Source organism: Brevibacillus sp. M2.1A (assembly GCF_013284355.2).
Classification (GTDB): Bacteria; Bacillota; Bacilli; order Brevibacillales; family Brevibacillaceae; genus Brevibacillus.
Window position 1 is genome coordinate 5,561,074 of the sequence record NZ_JABSUY020000001.1, and the last position, 22,615, is coordinate 5,583,688.

Genomic DNA, 22,615 nt, shown 5'->3' on the forward strand with positions numbered 1-22,615 from the left:
CAGATTGCCGCAAAAAAAAATCCATACCGAAGTATGGATTCCTTGTGTTATTTCCACTGAACCTTGTAAAGCTCATTGTTCGTTTTGGCATAAAGAATGTATTGTGCGGGTACGTTTATCTCTACAATCGCATCGCTCTTCAAGTCCATGATTTTCTCTGTTTGATCTGAAGCGAGCTGTGTCCGGTATAAAGCTTTGTCGCTGTCCAGATAGAAAATGTTTCCACCTACGACATCGACGATTTTTCCCTTGATCTGCTTGCCATCTTGCAAGTGTTTACCCTCTTTTGAAATCAGTACATGCCGAAAGTTGCTATCTACGTAGGAAATCGCGTCGGTATAAACCTCAAAGCTGCCGCCTTTACTTACATCTATTTTCGTGTCATCTTTTGTAAGCTTCGTTTTTTCTGACCCATTCAGCTTCATTTTATAAAGTCCGTGATCAAGGCTGTCATGGAAGTAATACCAGCCATTCGAAACCGTTGCTAAGTCTACATTTTCAAGCACTTCCTCTATTTTGTCCGAATTGGTTTTCGCTTTATACAGCATCGCGCGGTTGTCGTCCGTATAAGCCGTAAAGTACATATCGCTTTCATCCAAGACAAAGGACGTAATCTTGTCTCCCACAAATTTCACAGCTTCCGGCGTGCTGCTACCTTGCTTTACTTTGTAAAGAGAGCTTTGCTGCAGCCCTTTTTCCGCTGCTGGATCGTTGACCTGCAAGTAATAAATCTCTTGATTTCCTCGATAGATTTTACCGGTCACCTGATTGGCTGGAGTCACTTTCATCGGACTCTCATTGACCAATTTATCCTTGTAGATCGTACCCTTCAGCTTGCTGTCAGCATCTGCGACAAAGAAGAATTTCCACTCGTCTCCTACCCGAATGATGCCAGACGCCGCACCCTGTATCTCCTGCTTGTCCTCGCCCTTCATGGTTAGTGTGAGTTTAATCTCATATTTTCCTTTTTCCGAGGGAGTAAAGGTTCCTGTTATCTCATACTTCTCTTTTCCTTCCGTGACCTTCACGTCTTCCATCACGAGATCCTCATCAGGACCAGTGAAGTGAAACTCCGCATCCCCTTTTATCTTCCCGTGTTTTGCAATCGTTGCTGTTACCGTGACTTTCTCACCCACATTTACATCGAGTTGTGGAAATAACGTCAGATTGCCTGCCACATATCCTTTTGACTTCATCTGTGGTGCCGCGTCAATGGTAGCTGGAATAGCCGTACACAAAAGGATAGTCGAAAATACGCAAGCAGTAAGCCATTTGAATTTCTTCACCATAACAATCCTGCCCCTCATCCTTTCATTTCACTTCCGATTATTACCAACTATAAATGTCAGTTCATATTTTGTAAATTTCTTTTATTTCGTACAAAAAAATACCCCTTCAACTCGTGCGCAATCATTCACACAAGTCGAAGGGGTTCTGTCCTTATCCTTCTTAGTCGTCACATTTCTCCGCTTTTCCTTCAGCCAACGCTGTTTTGAACGAAGATCCACAGCCACAAGAAGCGACTGCATTCGGATTCTCGATGGAGAAGCCTCCACCCATCATCGATTCCTTGAAATCGATCTCTGTACCTTTAATGTATGGGTAGCTGTCCTTATCGACAACAATTTTCACACCGTTTTGCTCGAAGGTCTCGTCGCCTTCTTTCATCTCTTCGTCCCAGCCCATCCCGTAGGTAAAGCCGCTGCAACCACCAGTTCTGACACCTACCCGCAAAAACACATCGGGCTTGCCTTCTGCTGCCAGCATTTCTTTTACTTTCAGACTGGCGCGCTCTGTCAATGTAATCATGCTTCTTTCCCTCCTTCACAGGCTCATCATTCCTGCACTTGTTACAACCAGTATATTCAGTTTACTAAGAAACGCTTCTTCCCACAAGGTTCCCCTGCACTTTACGCGTTCATTCTCTCTTTCCAAATAAAAAAGAAGGGTTTCCCCTTCCTATGCAAAATGTGCATTGTTTTCCATTAAATAAAATCTATACGCTTTCTTCCGGTTCCCTGCCTTAGACAGACTATGATCGATCTGGTTCAGTTCGTTGTGTAGTTGATCAATTTGTATACTGTATTCTAGGACATCTGGATGATCTAACCCAAACTCTAACCCCATATATACCATACGCTGTCGAAGGAGTTCGATTTTCTCGAGCAAAACGTCCCGCATTTGAAGCTCCTCCTAATAATAGATCAGGCTTTCTTACTATATTTTACAAGAACAGCTAGAATTTCGCAAACGGAAAATTCCTACTTTCCCCAATTAATGCCGATATTTGTTAGTTTTTTACAATATTCCGTACATAGAAATAACGACTTTTCATGAACAATGGAGTGGAAAATCGGGCGAAGAGGAGCCGAGTGTAGAGTTGGAGAACTTATGATATTGTTCGTACTTACCAAGAGGTTTATAATATAGGTGCTCTTGTTGCCCGAGATTCGCTTTATTCCTAAGAGCTTATCCACTCCCATGGAACGAATATCGATTGGGTACGACTGGATTAAAGCTCTTTCATCTAAGAACCATTGACTTTGAAAGGAAGTGTTTGGAATGGCGCTTGAAACGATTGCCATACAAGACAAATCTCTCGCCGGAATTGCAGAAAAAGTTATGCATGGCGAAAGACTTACCTTGGAAGACGGTGTCACCCTTTTTAATTCCAACGATCTTTTGACGATTGGACAATTGGCTAACGTTGTTAACTATCGCAAGAATCAGGATAACGTTTACTTTTTGCAAAATCTGTACATCAACCCAACCAACGTATGTGAAGCTCATTGCAAATTCTGTGGCTTCCGCCGCGATGAAGGGGATGAAGGTGCCTACACGATGAGCATGGAAGAGTTGCTTCATTATGTAGAAACGCGCTTCCATCCGGGTATCCGTGAATTCCATATCGTTGGCGGACATAACCAGCACAAGCCATTTGAATACTACCTCGACACCCTTCGTACCTTGAGAAAAGCGTACCCGGATGTGACGATTAAATCGTATACAGGTGCTGAGATCGAGTTCTTCTCCCGTATTTCCGGTCTATCCATCCGCGAGGTTTTGCAAGAGCTGATGAAAGCTGGTCTGCAAAGTCTTACTGGTGGTGGCGCTGAAATTTTGACTGAGCGCTATCGTATGAAAATGAGCCCGGAAAAAGCAAGCACAGACATGTACCTGCAAGTACACCGCACGGCTCATGAGTTGGGCTTGAAAACACATACCACCATGCTGTACGGCTCCATTGAGACGTTGGAAGAGCGCGTGATTCACATGCTCCGCCTGCGCGAGCTGCAAGATGACACAAACGGCTTCATGGTTTTCATTCCATTGGCTGTTCAACCGATCAAAGCAACAGCTGGCATCAAACGCCGCAACTCTGCCATTGATGATTTGAAAACAATGGCAATCAGCCGTCTGATGCTCGATAACTTCCAACATATCAAAGCATACTTCATCAACATCGGTACCCAGCTCACACAGCTTTCTCTGCAAATGGGAATTTCCGATGCTCACGGAACCTTGATCGAGGAGCGAATCAGCCACTCAGCCGGTGCACTTACCCAGCAGGCTCTGACAGTAGATGAGTTGGTTTGGTTGATCAAAGGCGCAGGAAAACGCGCCCTGGAACGCGATACCTTCTACAACGTGATCAAAGAACATTAATCCATAAAAAAGCTGATGCTCCAAATCACTTGGGCATCAGCTTTACTATTTTGATACGTGCACGGTTGATCATGCTCCCCGATGAACATCCTAAGAGAACAATCTACAGAGGAAAATCTGCATCCAGCAGTTCTTCTTCCTCCCGTAATTTATTCTTGATTTTCACCAGTAATTCATCCGCTGTTGGAGCTTGTACCAATGTGCCGTTTACAAGCGCGAATGGTTCCATGTAGCATTCACCGCAATACCCTAGACAGCCGTACTCGAGTACGTCCACATCCAGATCAGGATCATTTTCCAATGCATCCACGACGGATTGCGTATAAGAGGAAACATTGCTCGCGCAAAATTCTACTAGTGGTTTCATCTATTGTCACCTACCGATTATTTCGACATCATCACGTACTTTATTGTACCGCGACTTTGATAAAAATCCAGCGGAGAAAACGGGAAAAAGATTCTGCTTGCATTTTTAGTGAAAGAGACTAAAAATAGAGTGGGTGCTGTAAAAAACGGACAGAAGAAAGGACTAGACCTTCTATGAAACGACTTGTGATCCTTGGAGGAGGATACGGGGGTCTTCGTATTATTGAGCGAGTCCTGTCCCCTGATTTACCAGATGACGTATTTATAACCCTCGTAGACCGTATGCCGTTTCATGGCTTGAAAACAGAGTATTACGCTCTGGCGGCAGGTACTACACCGGAATCCCACCTGCGTGTTACTTTTCCAAATGATCCACGCCTGACCGTCAAATACGGAGAAATTGCTGGCGTGGAATTGGACGAGCAGGTCGTCAATTTTGCTAACGGGGACACCCTCTCCTACGACTGGCTTGTAATCGGATTGGGTTGTGAGGATCGTTACCATGATATCCCTGGTGCTGATCAATTTACGTGTTCGATTCAAACCATGGGAGCTACTCGCAACACATACATGGCAATCAATAATGTGAACCCATACGGCACGGTTAGCGTTGTAGGCGGTGGTCTTTCCGGGGTGGAAATGGCTGCTGAGCTGCGCGAGAGCCGTCCCGACCTGAATGTACGCATCATCGACCGCGGTCAAAGCATTTTGAGCCCATTCCCGAAAAAACTTCAGGAATATGCTTCTCAATGGTTTATTGAGCACGATGTACAGCTTGTTTCCATGGCGAATGTCACTGGTATCGAGCAAGGGATCGTGTACAACCACAACCAGCCTGTTGAAAGTGATGTTATCGTATGGACAGCAGGTATTCAAGCGAACAAAATCGTGCGCTCTCTGCCGATCGAAACAGACAACATCGGACGCGCCAAACTAAATCAGTATCATCAAATCCCATCCCATACGAACGTGTATGTGGTAGGCGACTGCGCAAGCACCATCATTGCGCCGAGCGCACAAACAGCTGAGATCCAAGGCGATCAAATTGCCCTGATGTTGAAAAAAGACATCAAAGGTGAGGAGTATCCAGCCTCATTGCCTGTTCTCAAGCACAAAGGCTTCCTCGGTTCCCTCGGCAAAAAGGAAGGCTTTGCCAGCATGGGGAAAATGTCTCTGGTCGGTCAGATGGCTCGTGTCATCAAGAGCGGTCAGCTATGGATGTACAAAAAGCATATGGGATAGTGTACAAGCCTGTTGGCCGGATGGTCTAACAGGTTTTCTTTTTGTATATAATCTCCAAGCTGAATCGGCATAATATCGTAGACCGTAATAACCAGCTTGGAGGTTTTTTTAGTGGAATCAAGCACATATGAGGATATGAATGATACGCTGGCTGACAACTACATGCCGATGACTTCCTTTCGAAGTGGAGTCGAAGAGACAGTCAGATCAGATGTAGCATGCTACACCATTCAAATTGTGAACATCGCGCTGGTCGGAGGTTCACATTCATGGGTTCTGATAGATGCGGGGATGCCGCAATCGGCGGAACAAATCATCGAGATTGCCCGGGAGCGCTTTGGTGAAGAAGCAAAGCCAAGAGCCATCCTGCTCACTCACGGTCATTTCGATCATGTCGGGGCAGTCGTCGAGCTCGTAAAAGTGTGGAGGGTTCCCGTCTATGCCCATTCGCTTGAAATCCCTTATTTGACAGGTCAAAAATACTATCCGGAGCCAGATGGAACGGTTGAGGGCGGGCTGCTTGCGAAGATATCACCGTTGTTTCCAAATGAACCAATCGATTTGGGCAGCCATGTTCATCCTTTGCCCGAAGACGGGAGTGTTCCCGGAATGCCTGGATGGCGCTGGATACATACGCCTGGACATTCGCCCGGGCACATTTCGTTCTTTCGTGATGAAGACAGAACTCTTCTCGCAGGAGACGCTTTTGTTACGGTAAAGCAGGATTCGTTGTATCAAGTCGTGACTCAGCAACAGCAATTGACCGGTCCCCCTGTTTATTTGACAACCGATTGGCAGGCAGCTTGGCAATCCGTCGAAAAGCTTGCCAATCTCGCCCCTGCGTATGCAATCACTGGTCACGGTCCACCTATGTATGGCCAGGAATTGGCCGATGGATTGGTCCAATTGGTTGCTGAGTTTGATCGGATAGCTGTTCCCAAGTATGGACGATACGTGGATATGGAGATGTAGACTGGTACAAAAGCTGACGTCGGGATCGTATGGACGTCAGCTTTTTATGGTTGGTAAGAAGATGCCTTTTCCTACTCAACCAACCTGGGCTGGAATCGCTGGGCCAATAATCGCGTAGCTTTCGCAGGATCAATCTCGAACACAAGCAGCTCTTCGCTCCCTGAAACCGCCACACAAAGCCGTTCCCCGGTCGGTGAGATCAAAGCTGTCGTCACTTGTTGATTTGGAATCGCGTAGTTCACACTGGCGAAGTAGATGTTGTTTTCCAAGCTTCGGCAAACCATTGCCCCGTTGTAAAAATCGGGATTGCTGACTTCTCCTGTAAACATCGGATGGAAAACGATGCTCGCCCCACGGCGTGCCGCCCACCGTACCGTCTCTGGATATCGCCATCCTTCATGGCAAATGACAATGCCAAACGCCACATCCTCTATCGTAAACATTTGCCGCCCTTCGCCGGGAATATAGTCAAACTGATCCTCATCTGGATCGATCTGATTTTTTATTTGCAGCCCAAGGTCTTCTCCCTGTTTCCCCACCACAAAGGCGACTAGATGATAGCCGCGCTCATCCTTCCATTCCATCGGTAAAATGACGGCGAGCTGGCGTTCCTTCGCCAGAGCACGAATCTCTTCCAAAGCTCTCCGTTGTACCTCATGATCGTATGCTTCCACTTCATAGCCAACACCGCGCAGCCCCGGAATCATCGATTCAGGAAAGCAAATCAGATCGCAATTGTTTTGCGCAGCATTTATCATCTGCTGCTTAATGATTGCAAGCCCCTCCGCCGCTGATTGGGGGAACCTCGTCTGAGCCAGGCCTATTTTCATGGGAAATCCCTCTTTCTATAGAAAATTTCTTTTTAACCTCGTGAAAAATTCAAATCTATCAGCCTGTTCAGGCAGAGCAGACACCTGTGCATCCCCTAGCTCAAGGATGGTCCACGAGCCATTTTCCAGCTTGGCGATATCCATAGTAAAAAAGCGGCTCTTGATTTTTTTCGCTACCTCTAAAAATGGCTTGAGATCTGGCAGCGTTTCGTCATATTGTCCTTCCTCCCAGTAATTTTCCATGTACATGGGTTCACCATCCAAAAAGAAAACGCGATATTCCTGGGATAATGGCATGTTGCTCTGCGAGTGATGGGTCAAAAATTGAAGCTTCAGAAATTCTCGAAAGACGACTCCCTCATTCAACTCATCCTGTTGCAGCTCCAAAAATCGGCTTGTCACTTTCTGTACCTTTTCATTATCGGAGGCATCGGGAATATAGCAGGCCTCATTCCAATCGTGTTTTCGAGATTTCACAAAATCTTTGATCATGATCGGAGCCTGTCCAAATCTCTTTACAATCCGATACACGTTTTCAAATGACGCGTCTATCTCTTCTTTGTGCAGCCAGACCGACAGCGGGGTGAAATCTTTGATGATCTCATAAGATTCAGGCAGGTAATGGCAATGCACGTACTTTTCGGGTGTATTGATTAACTCTATATTTTTGGCTAGCAGCGCGTCGTACAATTTTTGGTACAGGAACGGCTTTAGCATCCATCCCCTGTAGATAGCCGTTACTTTTTCAGGAGAGGGTTGGATTTGTTTCACTGCCCCTAACGGGTTGTCCTGGTATATCAGTTGTTCCAAGCTGATCAGATGAATGTCCAAGCCGAGTTGTTTTGCGCACGTATACTCATATTCATAGGTTTCATCGACTTTGTTTTCTTGAAATGGTTGACCGCAAAATAGGACTTTCATCTGCACGATCCTCCTCTCAGAAAAATTGGAAATATCATCCCATTATACAAGATAACTCTTTGAACGTAAAAACCGTCAAGACTAATCCTGACGGTTTTCTCATCTTGCTATTTTATCTCTTTTGGACACGTAAAACAGGCACTTTTTTCGGTTCAAAGGTGTCTGCCAGTATCTTCTCTTGAATGACATTCAGCTTGAGCAAGCTCGAAATTTTCCCGGTATCCGCCTTCGACATGAGGCGCCAAAGCGAAGGATCGGGCAAGGCGTTGTAAAGGCGATCATCGTTGTATTCTCGCCGCTCCTGATAGGAGATCAGCAGCTTGTATTCGCCTTCTTCTGCGCTGCCTGCTTCGCTGTAAGCTTCAATCAGTTTACTCCGCAGCTCGTTCAACTCTTCCTCTACCTGCTTCTGAATTTCCTTCAACTCGTAGTAGCGAGCAATCGGTTGGTCCATCCGCTTTTCCTCCTTTAGTTACCCCTGTACCCAAAATCCTTATGAGGAAAAGTCCGTTGGCAGAACCATTCGCTGGCAACGAAAAACAGCCTCCTTTTTTATAGGAGGCTGCGGTCAAGCTCTGCCATTATTATTTTTCAATTATCGTGTTGATCGCTTCACCCGGGTGTTTTTTCAAGAAAGTAGAATACTCTACTTCCCATGGATTCCATTTGCCTTCCCCTTGGTAGCCCCATACGGAATTGATGCGGGAAACGGTATCTGTGTTGTTCATCCCTACAAGTCGTTGCTCCCCGACGAGCTCAAATGTGCCGTTCGCATCCATATCGACTGGAGTCAAAGAGCCGAATGGATAGGAGAATACAGAAACAGCATCTTCTGTTGGCTGCACTTTGCCTGCTTTGTCATACAGCTTGGCAGCTACGTATACATCCTGGTTCGCACTTACGTCAAGCGTCAGGGGCTTATCCAGGTGGGAGCCTTTGCCCTCTACTTTAAAGCCATCTACGAATTTCCCCTCGTAACGAATTCCTTCGTTTTCCTTTTCACCAAAAATCACGGCTGGTTTGCTGTTTTCAAAGGTAGCGATTACGTGATTGTAGACACCGCCGCTTCCGCCAGTCGCTGTTTTCACGAAAGCATCCGCAACATGATCACCCGTGAAGTCTACGAGAGTCAGCTCGCCTTCATAGCCGCCCAGCTCTTTGATATCGGTTTGGCTATAAGCGCCTGATTTTCCGTCTTTCACTACAATGTTCATATTGGAGGAATAGATGTCATCCGCTTTTTCTTTTTCACCAATCAGATATACGACATCATCCTTCTTATCGCCATTCACGTCAGCCGTTTTTTGATCGATCACATAGGTGTTTTTCGCGAGCTTCAATTCAGTTGCGGCAGAGAACAGCTTTCCTTTTTCAGAGTCTGCGTGAGCTACTTGTGTATTCATTGCAGAAAATCCAGTAACGCCTACAACTCCTGCGAGCAGCAAATATGTAACAGGCTTCATCCATTTTTTATTCATCGTTATGGCCTCCACTAGATGGTAAGTTATTGGTTACATTTACTACTATAGGACGAAGCCTGCTCTAGTTCGTTACAGAATGTTTACGAATGATATACAAAAAGTAAACAGCACGTTATTTGTCGTTATCCAGCACACTTTTGGTATTGCTGTCTGACCGCTTGATAGACGGCATCTACGATTTTTTGCTTTTGGTGGATGAGATCGCGGCTCCAGTCCCATACGCAATTGAAAAAAGCGACCAGGCTCATGCATCTGGTCGCTGTAAAAGATAATTGTCATTGCTCTTATGCTGTTATTCGGCATCTGCTGTCGAAGCAATCGGCTGCACGCCCATGCTCTCCAGCTTTTCATAGATATCCTTTAATTTCGGATTTCCCTCACCGACAATTTCCCCGGAAATTACGACAAGCGGATACCATAAATCTTCCTCGATAATGCGATTCGCCCAGCTTTTGTCATCGTCTGTCTGCGGCTGTTGAAAGTCACTATAAACGATGCGGATGCTGTCACTCCCATACTTGCGAGAGAGTGCCGCCTCCAGCCACTCGGCTGTTTCCTTTGCAGATGGCAATTTGACGCAGCTCGCGCACAATTGCTCTGTCCCAAAAACCTTGATATCGACAGTCACTATATCCGCCCTCCCCCGGGTCAGCTAGCTTAGGACAATGCTTGGTCGAGGTCCTCGATCAAGTCCTGAACATCTTCAATACCAACAGAGATGCGCACCAGGCCATCCGTAATGCCCAGCTCAGCACGACGCTCTGCCGGGATAGAAGCATGTGTCATGCGTGCAGGTACGCTGATCAAGCTCTCCACCGCACCCAGCGATTCTGCCAGCGTGTAGTATTTTACCTTTGCCAACACTTCGTCAGCACGCTCTGCGCTGCCTACGTCGAAGGAAATCATGCCACCAAATCCACGCGCTTGTTTTTTAATCAGCTCATGACCGGAATGGCTAGACAAACCAGGATAAATGACGCGTTTGATGTCGCTGCGCTCAGACAGCCATTTTGCCAGCGTACGAGCATTGTGCTCATGCTCTTCCATTCGAATACCCAGCGTCTTCATACCGCGGAGCAAGAGCCAAGAATCTTGTGGTCCAAGCACACCGCCGATTGCATTTTGTACAAAATGGAGGTCTTCGCCCACTTGCGCATCTTTTGCTACGACCAGACCTGCTACTACGTCGCTATGTCCACCCAAATATTTCGTTGCGCTGTGGAACACGATGTCAGCACCGAGATCCAGCGGATTTTGCCAGTATGGCGTCATGAACGTGTTGTCTACCACGAGAAGCACGCCTTTTGCTTTCGCGATGCCTGCCAGCGCGCTGATGTCGCTCACTTTCAGCAGAGGGTTTGTCGGTGTTTCCATGATGATTGCTTTGGTTTCCGGGCGAATTGCCGCCTCTACTGCTGCCAGATCGCTCGTATCTACGTAGGTTGCTTCCAGACCCATACGGGAGAATACGCGTGTAACGACGCGGTAAGTACCACCGTATACATCGTCACCTACCACGAGATGGTCACCTTTGTTGAACATGGAGAGGATGGTAGAGAGTGCCGCCATACCAGAACCAAATGCAAAGCCGCGTGCGCCGCCTTCGATTTCGGCGATGTATGTTTCCAATGCGTGACGGGTCGGATTCCCGGTACGGGAGTATTCAAAGCCCTTGTGAACGCCAATGGCTTCCTGTTTATACGTACTTACCTGGTAAATTGGAACGGATACGGCTCCTGTATGTGGATCTCCATCGATTCCGCCGTGGATCAGACGAGTTTTGATACGCATCTTAAATTCCTCCCTGGTAAATTTTCTTGCTTAGATAACGTTCGCTGCCGTCGGCAAACAGTGTAACGATATTCGTCCCTGGAGCTGCTTCTCTTGCTTCGCGCAATGCCGCTGCCATGGCTGCACCTGAGGAGCTGCCTACTAGCAAGCCTTCCTTGGCAGCCAACTGCTTGACCAGATCGAATGCTTCCACATCGAGAATCGTGTGAATGGCGTTGAAGTAGCTCGTATCCATGAACGGAGGCAAAAACTCCATGCCGATCCCTTCTGTTTTATGCGGGCCGGATTCTCCCCCATTCAAGATGGAACCTTCTGGCTCGACAATGACCGTTTTTACGTTTGGGTTTTGTTCTTTCAAGTAGCGAGCAGCCCCCATGAAAGTACCGCCAGAACCCGCGCCTGCCACAAATACGTTTACTTGTCCGTCCATTTGACTCCAAATTTCCGGACCTGTTGTTTTGTAGTGTGCGTCTGGATTTGCCGGGTTAGCAAATTGCTGTGGAACAAAAGCACCTGGAATCGATTCTGCGAGTTCTTTTGCCTTCGCAATTGCACCCTTAATCCCCAGCTCTGTCGGTGTATTGACGACTTCTGCTCCGAGGGCGCGCATCAGCTCTTGTTTTTCTTCGGAAAACTTCGCTGGTACGCAGAAAATGACTTTATAACCAGTTCCTACAGCGGCCAGCGCTACACCAATTCCTGTATTTCCTGCTGTCGGTTCAATAATGGTACCACCTGGGGCCAATTGGCCGTTCTCTTCTGCGGCACGAATCAGCTCCATGCCCAGTCTGTCTTTTACGCTGCCCCCCGGGTTAAAATATTCCAGCTTGGCGAACAAGCGGACACCCTCTGGAAGCTCAAATTGAGTAATTTCGACGATCGGCGTATTACCAATCAGTTCCTTCACATTGCGAAATACGTTCACGAAGATCTGACTCCTTATATTGAAGTACTTGCTTCTTTCTTTTTCATTATAACATGCAAAGATTACAAAAAGTCCATGCTGCTAAACTTCGGTGTGCCAACTGAACTTCAAAGTGTCAACAGGGCATGTAAGCCATGGATTTCTCACCATGGTATGATTATAATAAAGGAGAGGTTGGAAAGGAGTGAATGTAACATGGATATCATGGATCAAGTACAAGAAGTTCTCGATAAACTGCGCCCTTACCTGCAACGTGACGGCGGAGATGTACAACTCGTTGATGTAGAAGATGGCATCGTGAAGCTGCGCCTGATGGGTGCTTGCGGTAGCTGCCCTTCCTCTACCATCACCCTGAAAGCAGGAATCGAGCGTGCACTGGTGGAAGAAATACCAGGCATCAAAGAAGTTCAACAAGTATTCTAATCCAGTCACATCGACATGAAAGCAGCTACAGCAACCGCGTAGCTGCTTTTTTCATTTTCCCTTTCCCATTCCTTTTTCCAAAAAGGCAATGACACGATTCTCATACTCTTCAGGAACTAACGCATAACTGCGGACGTGACCCGCCCGCGGTACGATCCAAATCTCGGAATCGTCGTCTTGGGTCAGCTCATACAGTCGTTCGCTGTTTACCATAGGAATCGTCGTATCGCCTGTCCCGTGTATAAAAAGAATCGGTTTTCTCGCTTGCTGGACTGCCTGATACGGATTGACGTCTCGCGGATTGGCTCCGAGCAAAACGGGGCACAAGGTCAGAATGAGCCAGTTGAATGGAAACCGGGGCAGGCCCGTCCACTGCGGCAAGTTTTCAGTCAAGTATTCACGCAAGGAATAGAACGGTGAATCTGCCACAATTGCTGTGATGCGTTCATCCACTCCACCAACCATCAAAGAGGTTGCCGCGCCCATAGAAAATCCGACGAGACCGAGTCTGTGCTCCGGCTTCTTCGCTGCTGCAAAATCGATGGCCCCAAGGAGATCTTGCTGTTCTCGAAGACCAATTGTAGTCAGTGCTTTGCTGGACTCTCCCGCATTGCGAAAGTCGAACATCAAAACATCAAAGCCGGCCTGAACCAGTTTTGCAGCTAGTGACAAAGCAGGCAGATGTGGCTCTAATCTGTTTTGACTGTACCCGTGAGCAAAGACCAGCGTACTTCCATTTGAAACCTGCCCATTTTTTTCTGCCGACACGTACCATCCAGCCAACGAAATCGTCGTTTCCCTGCTCGAAAAAACAACAGGCTCCACCTGTTCGATTCCAAAGTCTTTGGGTTCCATGTGAATCGGTTTTCGTACAGGATGCGTCAAGCGCCAGGTTACGTGAAACGAAACGGCTACTGCTGCAATCAAGAGAAGCACGAAGAGTCCTGAAATCAAAACAAAGAACGTGGTCATACCGCAGTCAGTGGTCCCCTTCCACTTAGCACCTCTACGATGTTAGCAGCAGCCAGCCTCGCCATCTCCGCCCTTGTTTGCACAGTTGCACTACCGATATGTGGCAAGGCGACTACATTCGGCAGTTGCAAAAGCGGGTTATCCATCGGGACAGGCTCGACCGCAAAAACGTCCAGGCCAGCCGCCCATATTTTTTTATCTACCAACGCCTGATACAGTGCGGACTCATCGACTGTCCCACCGCGAGAAACATTGATAAACACAGCGGTTCCTTTCATGAGCGAAAACTGTTTTTCCCCCATCAACATGCGCGTGTCCTCTGTCAGCGGTGTAAGCAGAACGACATAATCGGACTCTTGCAGAAGCTCCGCCAAATCGGCATACCGTGCTCCTGTCTCTTGCTCAGCCTGCGTTTTGCGATTCCGGTTGTGATACAAGATTCGCATGCCAAATCCTTTGGCGCGTCTCGCCACAGCTTCTCCAATTCGCCCCATCCCGATAATCCCCAGAGTCGAACCATATACATTTTGCCCAGCCATGAGGGTCGGACTCCACGATGTCCATTCCCCCTGCAATAAAAATCGGTTGGCTTCCGTCAATCGGCGGCCTGTCGCCATCAGTAAAGCGAAAGCCAAATCGGCTGTAGACTCTGTCAGCACATCAGGCGTGTTGGTTACGATGACCTCGTGTCGTCTGCACGCTTCCAAATCAATATTGTCGTAACCGACAGCCATGTTTGCCACGATACGGAGTCGTTTTGTACTTGCCAAAAATTCTTCGTCCACTCGTTCTGTCAGCATGGTCAAGACGGCATCTACATGTTTAATCTTTTCCAGCAACAACTCACGCGGGATCGGCGCATTTTTTGTCCATTGCTCGACCTCGGCTACTTTTTCAAGCATCGCGATCACTTCAGGATTGAGTTTCCTCGTTACGAAAACTTGTTGCTTGATCATCTTTTTTCCTCCACAACCAATCAATTTGTGGAATGGATACGTCATAACGCTGGGCAATGAATAGCGGGTACTTTCGAAGTCCGTCTTCCATTTTGGTTAGCTCGTCTTCCAACTGCGTTTGCCATGCTTGGATGTTGACTTCCTGGCGCTCTTCTATCGGCAACTCCATATAAGTCTCCACGAGCTTCAAAAATCTGCCGGGGTAGAGCATGAGCGCATAAATCACGGCATATTCAGCTGGCAGCAGAGCAGAGACGCTGTTGTAGCCGTCGAGAAAGCTGGATACAGCCTCTTCATTCCAGCCGTTTCGCTTTGTCTCGGCTTTGATCCACTGCCCCACATCGCGAGTACGCATGTCAAGAACCCAGTTCCATTCACCGGCCATTAGACGTACATCCTTCTCTTTCCATAGCATATACCCTTGATCAAAATTTTGGTAGGCTACTTTACCGAGACCAGCTGTTTCCTTCACGACTTTATCGTATCCAGCATCCAACAAATATTGAACGGATAATTCCCCGAGCTGAGTAATGTACGTGAAGCAGGTCAACAAATATTCATCCATTGGCGCGAGCTCTACATTTTCCTCATCCATCTCATCCCGATACTCATGAAAATTCCGCAGCTTTTTGCGCCACGTGCTGGGCCAGTTACCAAGAGAGCTGTAGGGGATAAACATCTTGTCAGATGAAAAATCACTCGTAGCCAGATGGAACTGTGCGAGCGACTGCCCGCTGGCATAATGTGGATTATCAGGAACCGCCTCTCGTACGCCTCTGTATAAATAGTAAAGCTGCTCATCATCAACGATGTGAGCCTGCCCACTTGTTGTGTTCACCAGCTTTAACAAGCGAATGTTTTGCTGTTGGCTTAAATGCGTTTTTACTTTCTCAATAAACTTGCTTTTGTATTTATATCCGGCTGGCGCCTCGAACATGTAGTAAAGGCCTCGATCCGTTTCCAGTATCTTGCTTGCCCCCGACGTGCGATATCCCTGGAGTTCAAAACCGTACTTCTCCTGAAGTAGCTCTTTTTCTTCCATACAGTTGTTCACCCTCCTTGCATACTGCTCTTCTGGCATTGTATGTCGGTAGATCGGGATAGGTGCCTATCTGTATGCAGATACTAGATACATTCATGCCGAAAAGGAGGAGCGACAAGCATGAGCGAGCATCCACTAAATAGCGAGAGTTGTCTGGATTTCGTTATTGAGCTGTTGGAAAAACGAGGAGTCAGCTTGAACGACATTGCTGAAATTGTCATGTTCCTACAGTCAAAATATATCCCGGACATCACCTTGGACTTGTGTCTCGACAGTGTGGGGTCCGTCTTGAAAAAACGTGAGGTCCAAAACGCATTGCTGACCGGGATTCAGCTCGACATCCTCGCCGAACAAAAGCAGCTGCTGCCCCCGCTCCAGGCGATTATTGAAACAGACGAGCCGCTATACGGCATAGACGAGGTACTCGCCCTCGCCATCGTCAACCTGTACGGGAGCATCGGATTCACCAACTTCGGTTATGTAGACAAGCTGAAGCACGGCAAACTCGCTGATCTCAACGACAAGCGTTTTGGTGTCCATACTTTTTTGGACGATCTCGTCGGTGCGGTCGCAGCAGCTGCCTCCAGCCGCATTGCCCACCGCCAGAAGCAGCAGGAAGAATGCGCTGAATCATAGGGAGATTCGCTGCTGCCATTCCGGCAAATTTTCCGCAATATGGGTTGGCGCAACGTGATGCTGGTCTGCTTCTTCGCGGGTGGAATAGCCTGTCAAAACGAGCAAGCTGTCCAAGCCGCTGTTGGCACCTGCCTCAATGTCTGTATATAAATTGTCCCCGACGATCAGCGTGTCAGCCGCAGCAGTACCAAGCTGATTCAGAGCGTAACGGACGATAATGGACTCTGGTTTGCCAATCACGATTGGTTTGGTCGCGGAGGCAACGGAGACGGCTGCCACCAGTGAACCATTGCCAGGGAACAGACCAGCATCCGTCGGCAGGGCTGCATCTGCATTTGTAGCGATAAAAGCTGCTCCTGCACGGATAGCACGTGCGGCGATCGCCAGCTTTTCATACGTGAAAGCACGATCAATCCCGACAATGACATAAGCCGGATCTTCTTCTGTCACCACATAGCCTGCATCCGTCAGCTGATCACGCAAGCCTGCCTCTCCAATCACGTAGACGCGTGTACCCGCTGGTGCCTGCTCTTGTAAATAGGTAGCGGTCGCCATACTCGTGGTATACACGTCCCGAGCCTGTGCCTCTATGCCCATTGCTACCAGCCGTTCTGCGACGTGCTGTGCAGAGGCAGAAGAATTATTTGTCAGGAACAAATACGGGATCTGGTGAGTTTTTAAGTGGGTGATGAATGCTGCTGCTCCCGGAATCGCTTCTTTTCCCCGATAAATTGTCCCATCCAAATCTAGCAAATAGCCTTTATATTGTTTCACGTTGTTCCATCTCCCATCTGTTGTCGTAAGCTCTCCTCTCTTAGTGTAAACCTTCGTCCTTCCTATCGCAAAAAGCAGGAAACGGCCTTCTACCGCTCCCTGCTTTTTGTCTAGCTGCTCTTCATCTACTGGTATGAATACTCGAACGAAGTTGAGTGGGGCACAAATAAAAGAGGACCCGATCGGCCCTCTTATGACGAACAATACACCGCAGTTCCGTTATTTCTTGAATTTGACCATGATTGGCGTGCCGTCTTCCAGGTTCATTTCCCCTTTATGACGGACATACACGACCTGGTTTCCTGGAAATGTCGGTGGATTTTCGGGATCAAAATCCCGCCATTTTTTTTGGTTCCCAACTGCGTACTCCATGTATTGGGTTGCGTTGACAAGCACATTGTTATCATCATCCGCCTGTACATCAGGCGGCAACTGCTCGATTTTTCCATTACGGATACTGAGCTTCTTAATGACTTTATCGTGTTGGTAGTCATACGCTTGGATGACGACATCATTACCGTACACCTGCAAGCGCAGCCCTTGCTTGAAAGCCCCTCCATCCGGCGTGACTTTTTCTCCACCGTCTGGACCTGCTGACATCCATCCCGTTTCAATGCCAGCCGTGTTTACGACGGTAAAGCCGCGTTTGTCTCCGCCTTTGACTTTCTTTTTGCCTGCCCAGTCCGGCAGATTCAGGTCCCAATGGGTGTGGCTTGAGAAGAAAACAACTTGCGGATAGTCTTTCAAGATGTCAAGGAGCTTGTCCACATCCAGGTAATCGTTCGTGTATGGACTTTGTCTGGAGCCCGAGATACTGTCCGGGAGCACATGGTGGGAGAATACAAAAATGGGCTTATTCTTGTCCTTCTTGCTATAACGCTTCAGATTATCTTTCAGCCAATCCAGTTGCTCGTCACTCATGTATACTTCATCCCACAATTTTGGATCGTGGTATTTCATGTATTTTTCTGTGCCGAGGAAGAGAAAGGGATATCCGTTGATTTCTTTTTGGTGATAGACTTTGTCTTCTCCGCTGAATTGGTAGAAGTTATCGAACAACTCTTCTTCCGTTGTCCCGTTTGGCCAGCTACTTTGTGCAAGCGTTTGGGGATTCTTCCACTTCGGCACATAAAACTCATGATTACCGATGCTGTACCACACATTTTCAGGATGAGGATTTTTATCGAGCACATCTTGTACGGCTTGATATTCAAAATCGTAACCGCGAGGAGTAATATCACCGTTAATGATTAGCGCTTTGGACTTTGGATTTTCCTCATCGATGTCTTGCAAAACGTGACTAAAATCTCTGAGGTCTCCCTGGATGTCACTGATCACGTCAAATGTCATCGTCATCTTTTTCTCAGAAAATTTGTCTTTTGCATGAGCGGAATCAACGACTGGCAGAATTCCACCCAACAAAATGGCAGAAGCAGCTATACTAGATACCATTTTTTTCATTACGGATTTCTCCTCATCTGTTTTTCGTCAAGACGGCTATCCGGTTTTCTAGTATTTTCCTGATATCACTCCACCTTTCAATTGTTTTCATGTGTGTTTGGTTGTTTTCTTACACCACAAATAATAAATGTCCAACATAAAGAAAACATTAAACCAACATTAAGATTGCGAGAATAACGAAAAAAGGTACTTAATGCCTGCTTGATTATAGAAAAAAAGGCACAGGACCCTAACCCAATCCTGTACCTCCCTTGTTTTTGATTCTATAAAATATCATTTTCTTATTTTGGGAATGCCTGAATAACAATTTCTAGATCTTTCTTAAATGAATCAACCTTTTGCTTATCTTTACTGAAAAGCCGATCATCATTTATTTTCCCCATAAGTTCACTAAGTTTCTTGAATTCATCTTGTTTCCCTTGGATCTCCATAAGGTTATTCTCATTTACTAATGACTGAATCTTTTTTAGATATTCTTTTTTATTCCAGTACAACGTCACGAATCAAATAGCTATCAATCATTCCTGATAAATATGCCAACCTCTCTTTGTCTTTTACATTGGAGAGTTCTTTCGTAATAAGTTCAAACTGATAGACAGAGGATGTGTGTTGATGTTTGAATACGTCGCTCAAAGTAATTTGGAATTGATTATGCGTAGGCTCCGACGATGTTGTGCTACAAGAGGCCAAAATGAGGGATAAACCAAATATGATGGAGAATGATCTCTTCATGAGGTGTTTTCTTCCTTTTTTAAATTTCATATTACAATACCACCAATGTATTACACCATCCTCCCAATATCAGGAAAATCCAGTAAACAAAAGAAAAAATCCACCCGGACTTGAGTGGACCTTCGCTATGGCTATTTATTTCGCTTCCTTAATGTGAAACACGCATTTGTCTCCGCCTTTTGCCATGCACGTGGTTTGCTCGACATTGGCTTTCAAAACCCGACGGAACAAGGAAAGCTCACAGCTACACGCTTGGTTGAATTCACGGGCTACTTGCGAGATTGGGCAATTGAACTCCTGAATCCGATAGCCGTCTCCATTTTCGTCCTTTTCCCATTCCACCATGTAGCCTTTATCGTTTTGCAGCTCGGCAAGCTTGGCTACACGGTTTTCCAAGTCGCCTTGCATGTGGGAGCGATAATTCTCCTCCAAGCGATTCTCGCGGCGTCTAAATAGCATTTCGATTTTGGACAAACCATCGATTTCCTTTATGTCCTGTAAAAAATCTAATGTCAAATGAGAATAATTGCGCGGGAACAGTTCGTCTGCTTCCTGCGACAATGAATAAACATTCGTTGGGCGTCCCATCGCTTGGCGAACAAGCGTAGACTTGATCAAATTATCTCTCTCCAGGGTGTTCAAATGACGCCGTACCGCCATTTCAGTAATCCCTAGCTCGACGGCCATGTCGCTGACAGGGAGTGAACCTTTGACCTTGAGCATGTGCAGGATTTGATCACGAGTGGACGTTCCTTCGTTTGTCATACGTATCACCGTCCTTTCTCCCTATTGTAGTGGATGAAGACGTTTTAGTAAACAAACGAAAGTCTTTTGTATAAAATATCCGCTACGTTGGTGATGGATTGAAAACACTTTTTAAAACAGTTCTTTTTTCAAGAAGGCTCTCACCTGTGGCTCAAACTGACGAATGGTACCAGCAGCTTCTTCTACCAGGCTGTACATTTCATTAGCCGGCACACTTGTATAATCATTGACCAGATGCTTGCGGAAATCGGTCACACGCGTCAGGATCAAAGCCTGTTCATCCGTGATGACTTGCTCATCCCGCAAAATTTCCACGATGTCGCTGTAGCTACCTGGATCTCGCATAATGAATCCATCGATCAGTGCATTTCCGACATCCACTATTCCTTCGATAGACAAGTGCAGGGCTCGCTCCATCGCTGCAACAGCTACTTCATCTGCCAAAACCGCTTTGGCCCCTCGTTCGCTGAGCTTGTCCAACAGATCCAGCATACGAGACATATGTTCCAATACTTGGTCGATTCGTTTTGTATTCACGTCGTACATATATTTCTCCTTACTTTCGCTTTTTTGATTTGCGTTTTGAGTAGTAAACGGTAAACACAAATGTTAGCACCAGGACGAGAAGCACCAATTCCCCTTCCTGCAAATAGGAATTGCTCACCGGTTTCACCTCTTTTCATCCCTCAGTATACCAAATTTGTACGACCTGTCACGAATCACGTTCGGTGCTGAAAAGACGACTTTTTGATCGTTCACTTTATGTTACAATGATGGGGTGAATTTTTGTCGGCAAGCATAAGGGGAGGAACACACTGTGGAACGCGAATTGGCTCTGGAAATTGTGCGGGTAACGGAAATGGCTGCACTTGCCTCTTCTCACTGGATGGGACGCGGGAAAAAGAATGAAGCAGATGGAGCAGCGACCAGCGCCATGCGCGCCATGTTTGACACGATCAACATGAGGGGTACCGTCGTTATTGGCGAAGGTGAACTGGATGAGGCCCCCATGCTCTATATCGGTGAAAAGCTCGGTAACCCGGAAGCAGGCGGGCCTGAGGTAGATGTGGCGGTTGACCCGCTGGAAGGAACGACGATTGTCGCCAAGGGTCACAACAATGCCATGTCTGTTATCGCCATCGGGGACCGTGGAACACTGTTGCATGCACCAGACATGTACATGATGAAAATGGCCGTCGGCAAACGTGCTGCCGGACAAATCAACCTTTACGATCCCGTGGATAAAATGATAGAGGTTGTAGCAAAAGCAAACAACAAGCGCGTGCAAGATGTGACGGTCATTATTCAGGAACGCGACCGCCATCAGGCGATTATTGACGCCATTCGTGAAAAGGGTGCGCGAGTGAAGCTTTTTGGAGATGGCGATGTGGGTGCTGCGATTGCTGCCTGTCTGCCGCATACAGGGATTGACTTGTTCTTGGGTATCGGTGGTGCACCAGAGGGTGTGATCAGTGCCGCAGCGATCAAGTGCCTGGGTGGCGACATGCAAGCCCAGCTCAAGCCGCAAAACGACAGCGAGCGCGAGCGCTGCATCAAAATGGGGCTCGACAATCCAGAGCAGCTCTTGACGCTGAACGATCTGGTAAAAGGCGATGATGCCATTTTTGCAGCAACAGGCGTTTCTGATGGAGAGCTGTTGCAAGGCGTGCGCTACCTCGGTGATGATATGGTGGAAACTCACTCGATCGTCATGCGTGCCCAAACCAAAACCATTCGCTTTGTCCGCGCTGTACACAATACCGAACACAAACCAAATCTTTTATGGAAGTAGAGGGACACCCATATGGCAAACGATTTGTTCTACTTGTACGACGAAGCGGAGGATACTCGAACGCGCTTCGTCAGCTTCACGGGCGAAGCTACTCGTTTTGACCTGGCGATTACAACGACTAACCGTTTTTATGGAAAGGCGATTGTCATCAACATTCAAAATGGACGCTCCGCTATTATTGGACATGATGATCTGGAAGAAGAAGGCTATCTGGAATTCGCGTTCAACTTGAATGAGCGTGAAGCCGAAGAATTGAAAGCATTTTTGGAAGCAGCTATCTAATTCACCGAAAGGAAGAGCTATTGCGGGCTCTTCCTTTTTTATTTGAAGCCCCCGCCCATTTCCTGCGGGACAATGCTCCTTACAGGCGTATGCCTCGTATACTGCTACTGCACAGATGCACAGACAGATAACGAGAGGAGTGCGAATCGCATCATGCAATCTTATCCATACGACCAAACTTATGAACAAAACCAATACGATCAAACTCAATATGATTCAAACGAATACGATCAAAACCACTTTGTTCCTGCACAATATGACCAGCCACCTTATTACTCAGCAGACCAGGATTTTCAATACATTCCAGAAGATCAGGCTCATCCAGTTTTTTTCCGTAGAAGACGCGGTCCTGAGGTCGTTGTCGTCCCACAGCCATATCCTTGGTGGGGATGCAGTACTTGCTGGCCTGGTTATTGGCCCACATGGGGCTGGCCTGGTTGGGGACCCGGTGGTTTTGGTGGACCTGGCGGTTTCGGTGGACCCGGCGGTTTCGGTGGACCCGGTGGTTTCGGTGGACCTGGTGGTTTCGGTGGACCTGGTGGCTTCGGTGGACCCGGTGGTTTCGGTGGACCCGGTGGTTTTTGAA

27 protein-coding genes are annotated in these 22,615 nt (G+C 47.2%); 8 read left to right on the forward strand and 19 right to left on the reverse strand.

Annotated elements, in window-relative coordinates; genetic code table 11:
- Positions 1-47: 47 nt before the first annotated feature.
- From HP567_RS26495 to HP567_RS26505, 3 genes are all read right to left on the reverse strand, one after another.
- A complete protein-coding gene (locus HP567_RS26495) occupies positions 48-1,289 on the reverse strand; it encodes a DUF5050 domain-containing protein (RefSeq protein WP_173610066.1) in 1,242 nt (413 codons plus the stop codon).
- Positions 1,290-1,449: 160 nt separating this feature from the next.
- Complete coding sequence (erpA, locus tag HP567_RS26500; RefSeq protein ID WP_007716763.1) at positions 1,450-1,809, reverse strand: iron-sulfur cluster insertion protein ErpA; 360 nt, start codon at positions 1,807-1,809, stop codon at positions 1,450-1,452.
- A 150-nt stretch (positions 1,810-1,959) separates the two neighbouring features.
- Entirely contained in the window at positions 1,960-2,181 is a 222-nt protein-coding gene (locus HP567_RS26505) for an aspartyl-phosphate phosphatase Spo0E family protein (RefSeq protein ID WP_017251347.1), read from the reverse strand.
- Between the two features lie 381 nt (positions 2,182-2,562).
- Here HP567_RS26505 and mqnE point away from each other — a divergent pair, with 381 nt between their 5' ends.
- The gene (gene mqnE / locus HP567_RS26510; RefSeq protein ID WP_047072973.1) at positions 2,563-3,666 is read left to right on the forward strand and encodes an aminofutalosine synthase MqnE; all 1,104 of its coding nucleotides are present in this window, start codon (positions 2,563-2,565) and stop codon (positions 3,664-3,666) included.
- Positions 3,667-3,769: 103 nt separating this feature from the next.
- On the opposite strand, the gene HP567_RS26515 is transcribed toward mqnE, so the two are convergent.
- On the reverse strand, positions 3,770-4,033 hold the full coding sequence (locus HP567_RS26515; RefSeq protein WP_047072975.1) for a DUF1450 domain-containing protein: 264 nt from the start codon (positions 4,031-4,033) through the stop codon (positions 3,770-3,772).
- 173 nt (positions 4,034-4,206) lie between these two features.
- Between HP567_RS26515 and HP567_RS26520 the strand changes: the two genes are divergently transcribed.
- On the forward strand, positions 4,207-5,274 hold the full coding sequence (locus HP567_RS26520) for an NAD(P)/FAD-dependent oxidoreductase (RefSeq protein WP_173610065.1): 1,068 nt from the start codon (positions 4,207-4,209) through the stop codon (positions 5,272-5,274).
- Between the two features lie 111 nt (positions 5,275-5,385).
- Positions 5,386-6,246 (forward strand): MBL fold metallo-hydrolase, encoded by an 861-nt coding sequence (locus tag HP567_RS26525; protein ID WP_229088158.1) that lies wholly within the window; start codon positions 5,386-5,388, stop codon positions 6,244-6,246.
- 71 nt (positions 6,247-6,317) lie between these two features.
- Here HP567_RS26525 and HP567_RS26530 read toward each other — a convergent pair whose 3' ends face one another.
- From HP567_RS26530 to cysK, 7 genes are all read right to left on the reverse strand, one after another.
- On the reverse strand, positions 6,318-7,076 hold the full coding sequence (locus tag HP567_RS26530) for a carbon-nitrogen hydrolase family protein (protein ID WP_173610064.1): 759 nt from the start codon (positions 7,074-7,076) through the stop codon (positions 6,318-6,320).
- A gap of 15 nt (positions 7,077-7,091) precedes the next feature.
- Positions 7,092-7,997 (reverse strand): ATP-grasp domain-containing protein, encoded by a 906-nt coding sequence (locus HP567_RS26535; protein ID WP_173610063.1) that lies wholly within the window; start codon positions 7,995-7,997, stop codon positions 7,092-7,094.
- Between the two features lie 112 nt (positions 7,998-8,109).
- Complete coding sequence (locus HP567_RS26540; RefSeq protein ID WP_173610062.1) at positions 8,110-8,451, reverse strand: hypothetical protein; 342 nt, start codon at positions 8,449-8,451, stop codon at positions 8,110-8,112.
- Positions 8,452-8,581: 130 nt separating this feature from the next.
- Complete coding sequence (locus HP567_RS26545) at positions 8,582-9,475, reverse strand: hypothetical protein (protein ID WP_173610061.1); 894 nt, start codon at positions 9,473-9,475, stop codon at positions 8,582-8,584.
- Between the two features lie 295 nt (positions 9,476-9,770).
- Complete coding sequence (locus HP567_RS26550) at positions 9,771-10,106, reverse strand: YuzD family protein (protein ID WP_173610060.1); 336 nt, start codon at positions 10,104-10,106, stop codon at positions 9,771-9,773.
- A 29-nt stretch (positions 10,107-10,135) separates the two neighbouring features.
- Entirely contained in the window at positions 10,136-11,269 is a 1,134-nt protein-coding gene (locus HP567_RS26555; protein WP_047072990.1) for a bifunctional cystathionine gamma-lyase/homocysteine desulfhydrase, read from the reverse strand.
- A gap of 1 nt (position 11,270) precedes the next feature.
- Complete coding sequence (cysK, locus tag HP567_RS26560; RefSeq protein WP_007715789.1) at positions 11,271-12,194, reverse strand: cysteine synthase A; 924 nt, start codon at positions 12,192-12,194, stop codon at positions 11,271-11,273.
- A gap of 195 nt (positions 12,195-12,389) precedes the next feature.
- Here cysK and HP567_RS26565 point away from each other — a divergent pair, with 195 nt between their 5' ends.
- Positions 12,390-12,617, forward strand: a complete 228-nt coding sequence (locus HP567_RS26565; protein ID WP_007715787.1) for a NifU family protein — start codon at positions 12,390-12,392, stop codon at positions 12,615-12,617.
- Positions 12,618-12,668: 51 nt separating this feature from the next.
- On the opposite strand, the gene HP567_RS26570 is transcribed toward HP567_RS26565, so the two are convergent.
- From HP567_RS26570 to HP567_RS26580, 3 genes are read right to left on the reverse strand one after another with little or no spacing between them, the layout of a single operon-like run.
- Positions 12,669-13,589 (reverse strand): alpha/beta hydrolase, encoded by a 921-nt coding sequence (locus HP567_RS26570; RefSeq protein WP_173610059.1) that lies wholly within the window; start codon positions 13,587-13,589, stop codon positions 12,669-12,671.
- The gene (locus HP567_RS26575) at positions 13,586-14,545 is read right to left on the reverse strand and encodes a 2-hydroxyacid dehydrogenase (protein WP_173610058.1); all 960 of its coding nucleotides are present in this window, start codon (positions 14,543-14,545) and stop codon (positions 13,586-13,588) included. The genes HP567_RS26570 and HP567_RS26575 overlap by 4 nt, the downstream gene beginning before the upstream one ends.
- Positions 14,502-15,587 (reverse strand): hypothetical protein, encoded by a 1,086-nt coding sequence (locus tag HP567_RS26580; RefSeq protein WP_173610057.1) that lies wholly within the window; start codon positions 15,585-15,587, stop codon positions 14,502-14,504. Before HP567_RS26580 ends, HP567_RS26575 begins: the two co-directional genes overlap by 44 nt.
- Before the next feature lie 120 nt (positions 15,588-15,707).
- Here HP567_RS26580 and HP567_RS26585 point away from each other — a divergent pair, with 120 nt between their 5' ends.
- Complete coding sequence (locus HP567_RS26585) at positions 15,708-16,223, forward strand: phosphatidylglycerophosphatase A family protein (RefSeq protein ID WP_173610056.1); 516 nt, start codon at positions 15,708-15,710, stop codon at positions 16,221-16,223.
- Here the strand turns inward: HP567_RS26585 and HP567_RS26590 are convergent.
- The 5 genes from HP567_RS26590 to HP567_RS26610 form a co-directional block, all read right to left on the reverse strand.
- Positions 16,218-16,997 carry a TIGR01457 family HAD-type hydrolase gene (locus tag HP567_RS26590; RefSeq protein ID WP_173610055.1) on the reverse strand — a complete coding sequence of 260 codons (780 nt, stop codon included), beginning with the start codon at positions 16,995-16,997 and terminating at the stop codon, positions 16,218-16,220. The two genes, HP567_RS26585 and HP567_RS26590, sit on opposite strands and share 6 nt — an antisense overlap.
- A 219-nt stretch (positions 16,998-17,216) precedes the next feature.
- A complete protein-coding gene (locus HP567_RS26595; protein WP_173610054.1) occupies positions 17,217-18,458 on the reverse strand; it encodes a DUF4073 domain-containing protein in 1,242 nt (413 codons plus the stop codon).
- A gap of 281 nt (positions 18,459-18,739) precedes the next feature.
- Positions 18,740-18,889: a hypothetical protein gene (locus HP567_RS26600; RefSeq protein ID WP_229088159.1), complete on the reverse strand. Its 150-nt coding sequence runs from the start codon at positions 18,887-18,889 to the stop codon at positions 18,740-18,742.
- Positions 18,890-19,325: 436 nt separating this feature from the next.
- Positions 19,326-19,955 carry a helix-turn-helix transcriptional regulator gene (locus HP567_RS26605; protein WP_173610248.1) on the reverse strand — a complete coding sequence of 210 codons (630 nt, stop codon included), beginning with the start codon at positions 19,953-19,955 and terminating at the stop codon, positions 19,326-19,328.
- A gap of 111 nt (positions 19,956-20,066) precedes the next feature.
- On the reverse strand, positions 20,067-20,501 hold the full coding sequence (locus HP567_RS26610; protein WP_173610053.1) for a DUF86 domain-containing protein: 435 nt from the start codon (positions 20,499-20,501) through the stop codon (positions 20,067-20,069).
- A gap of 271 nt (positions 20,502-20,772) precedes the next feature.
- Between HP567_RS26610 and glpX the strand changes: the two genes are divergently transcribed.
- The 3 genes from glpX (at position 20,773) to HP567_RS26625 (ending at position 22,614) form a co-directional block, all read left to right on the forward strand.
- Entirely contained in the window at positions 20,773-21,747 is a 975-nt protein-coding gene (glpX, locus tag HP567_RS26615; RefSeq protein ID WP_173610052.1) for a class II fructose-bisphosphatase, read from the forward strand.
- Between the two features lie 12 nt (positions 21,748-21,759).
- The gene (locus tag HP567_RS26620; protein WP_048034538.1) at positions 21,760-22,029 is read left to right on the forward strand and encodes a DUF3055 domain-containing protein; all 270 of its coding nucleotides are present in this window, start codon (positions 21,760-21,762) and stop codon (positions 22,027-22,029) included.
- 153 nt (positions 22,030-22,182) lie between these two features.
- Positions 22,183-22,614, forward strand: a complete 432-nt coding sequence (locus HP567_RS26625; protein ID WP_173610051.1) for a hypothetical protein — start codon at positions 22,183-22,185, stop codon at positions 22,612-22,614.
- Position 22,615: the final 1 nt, after the last annotated feature.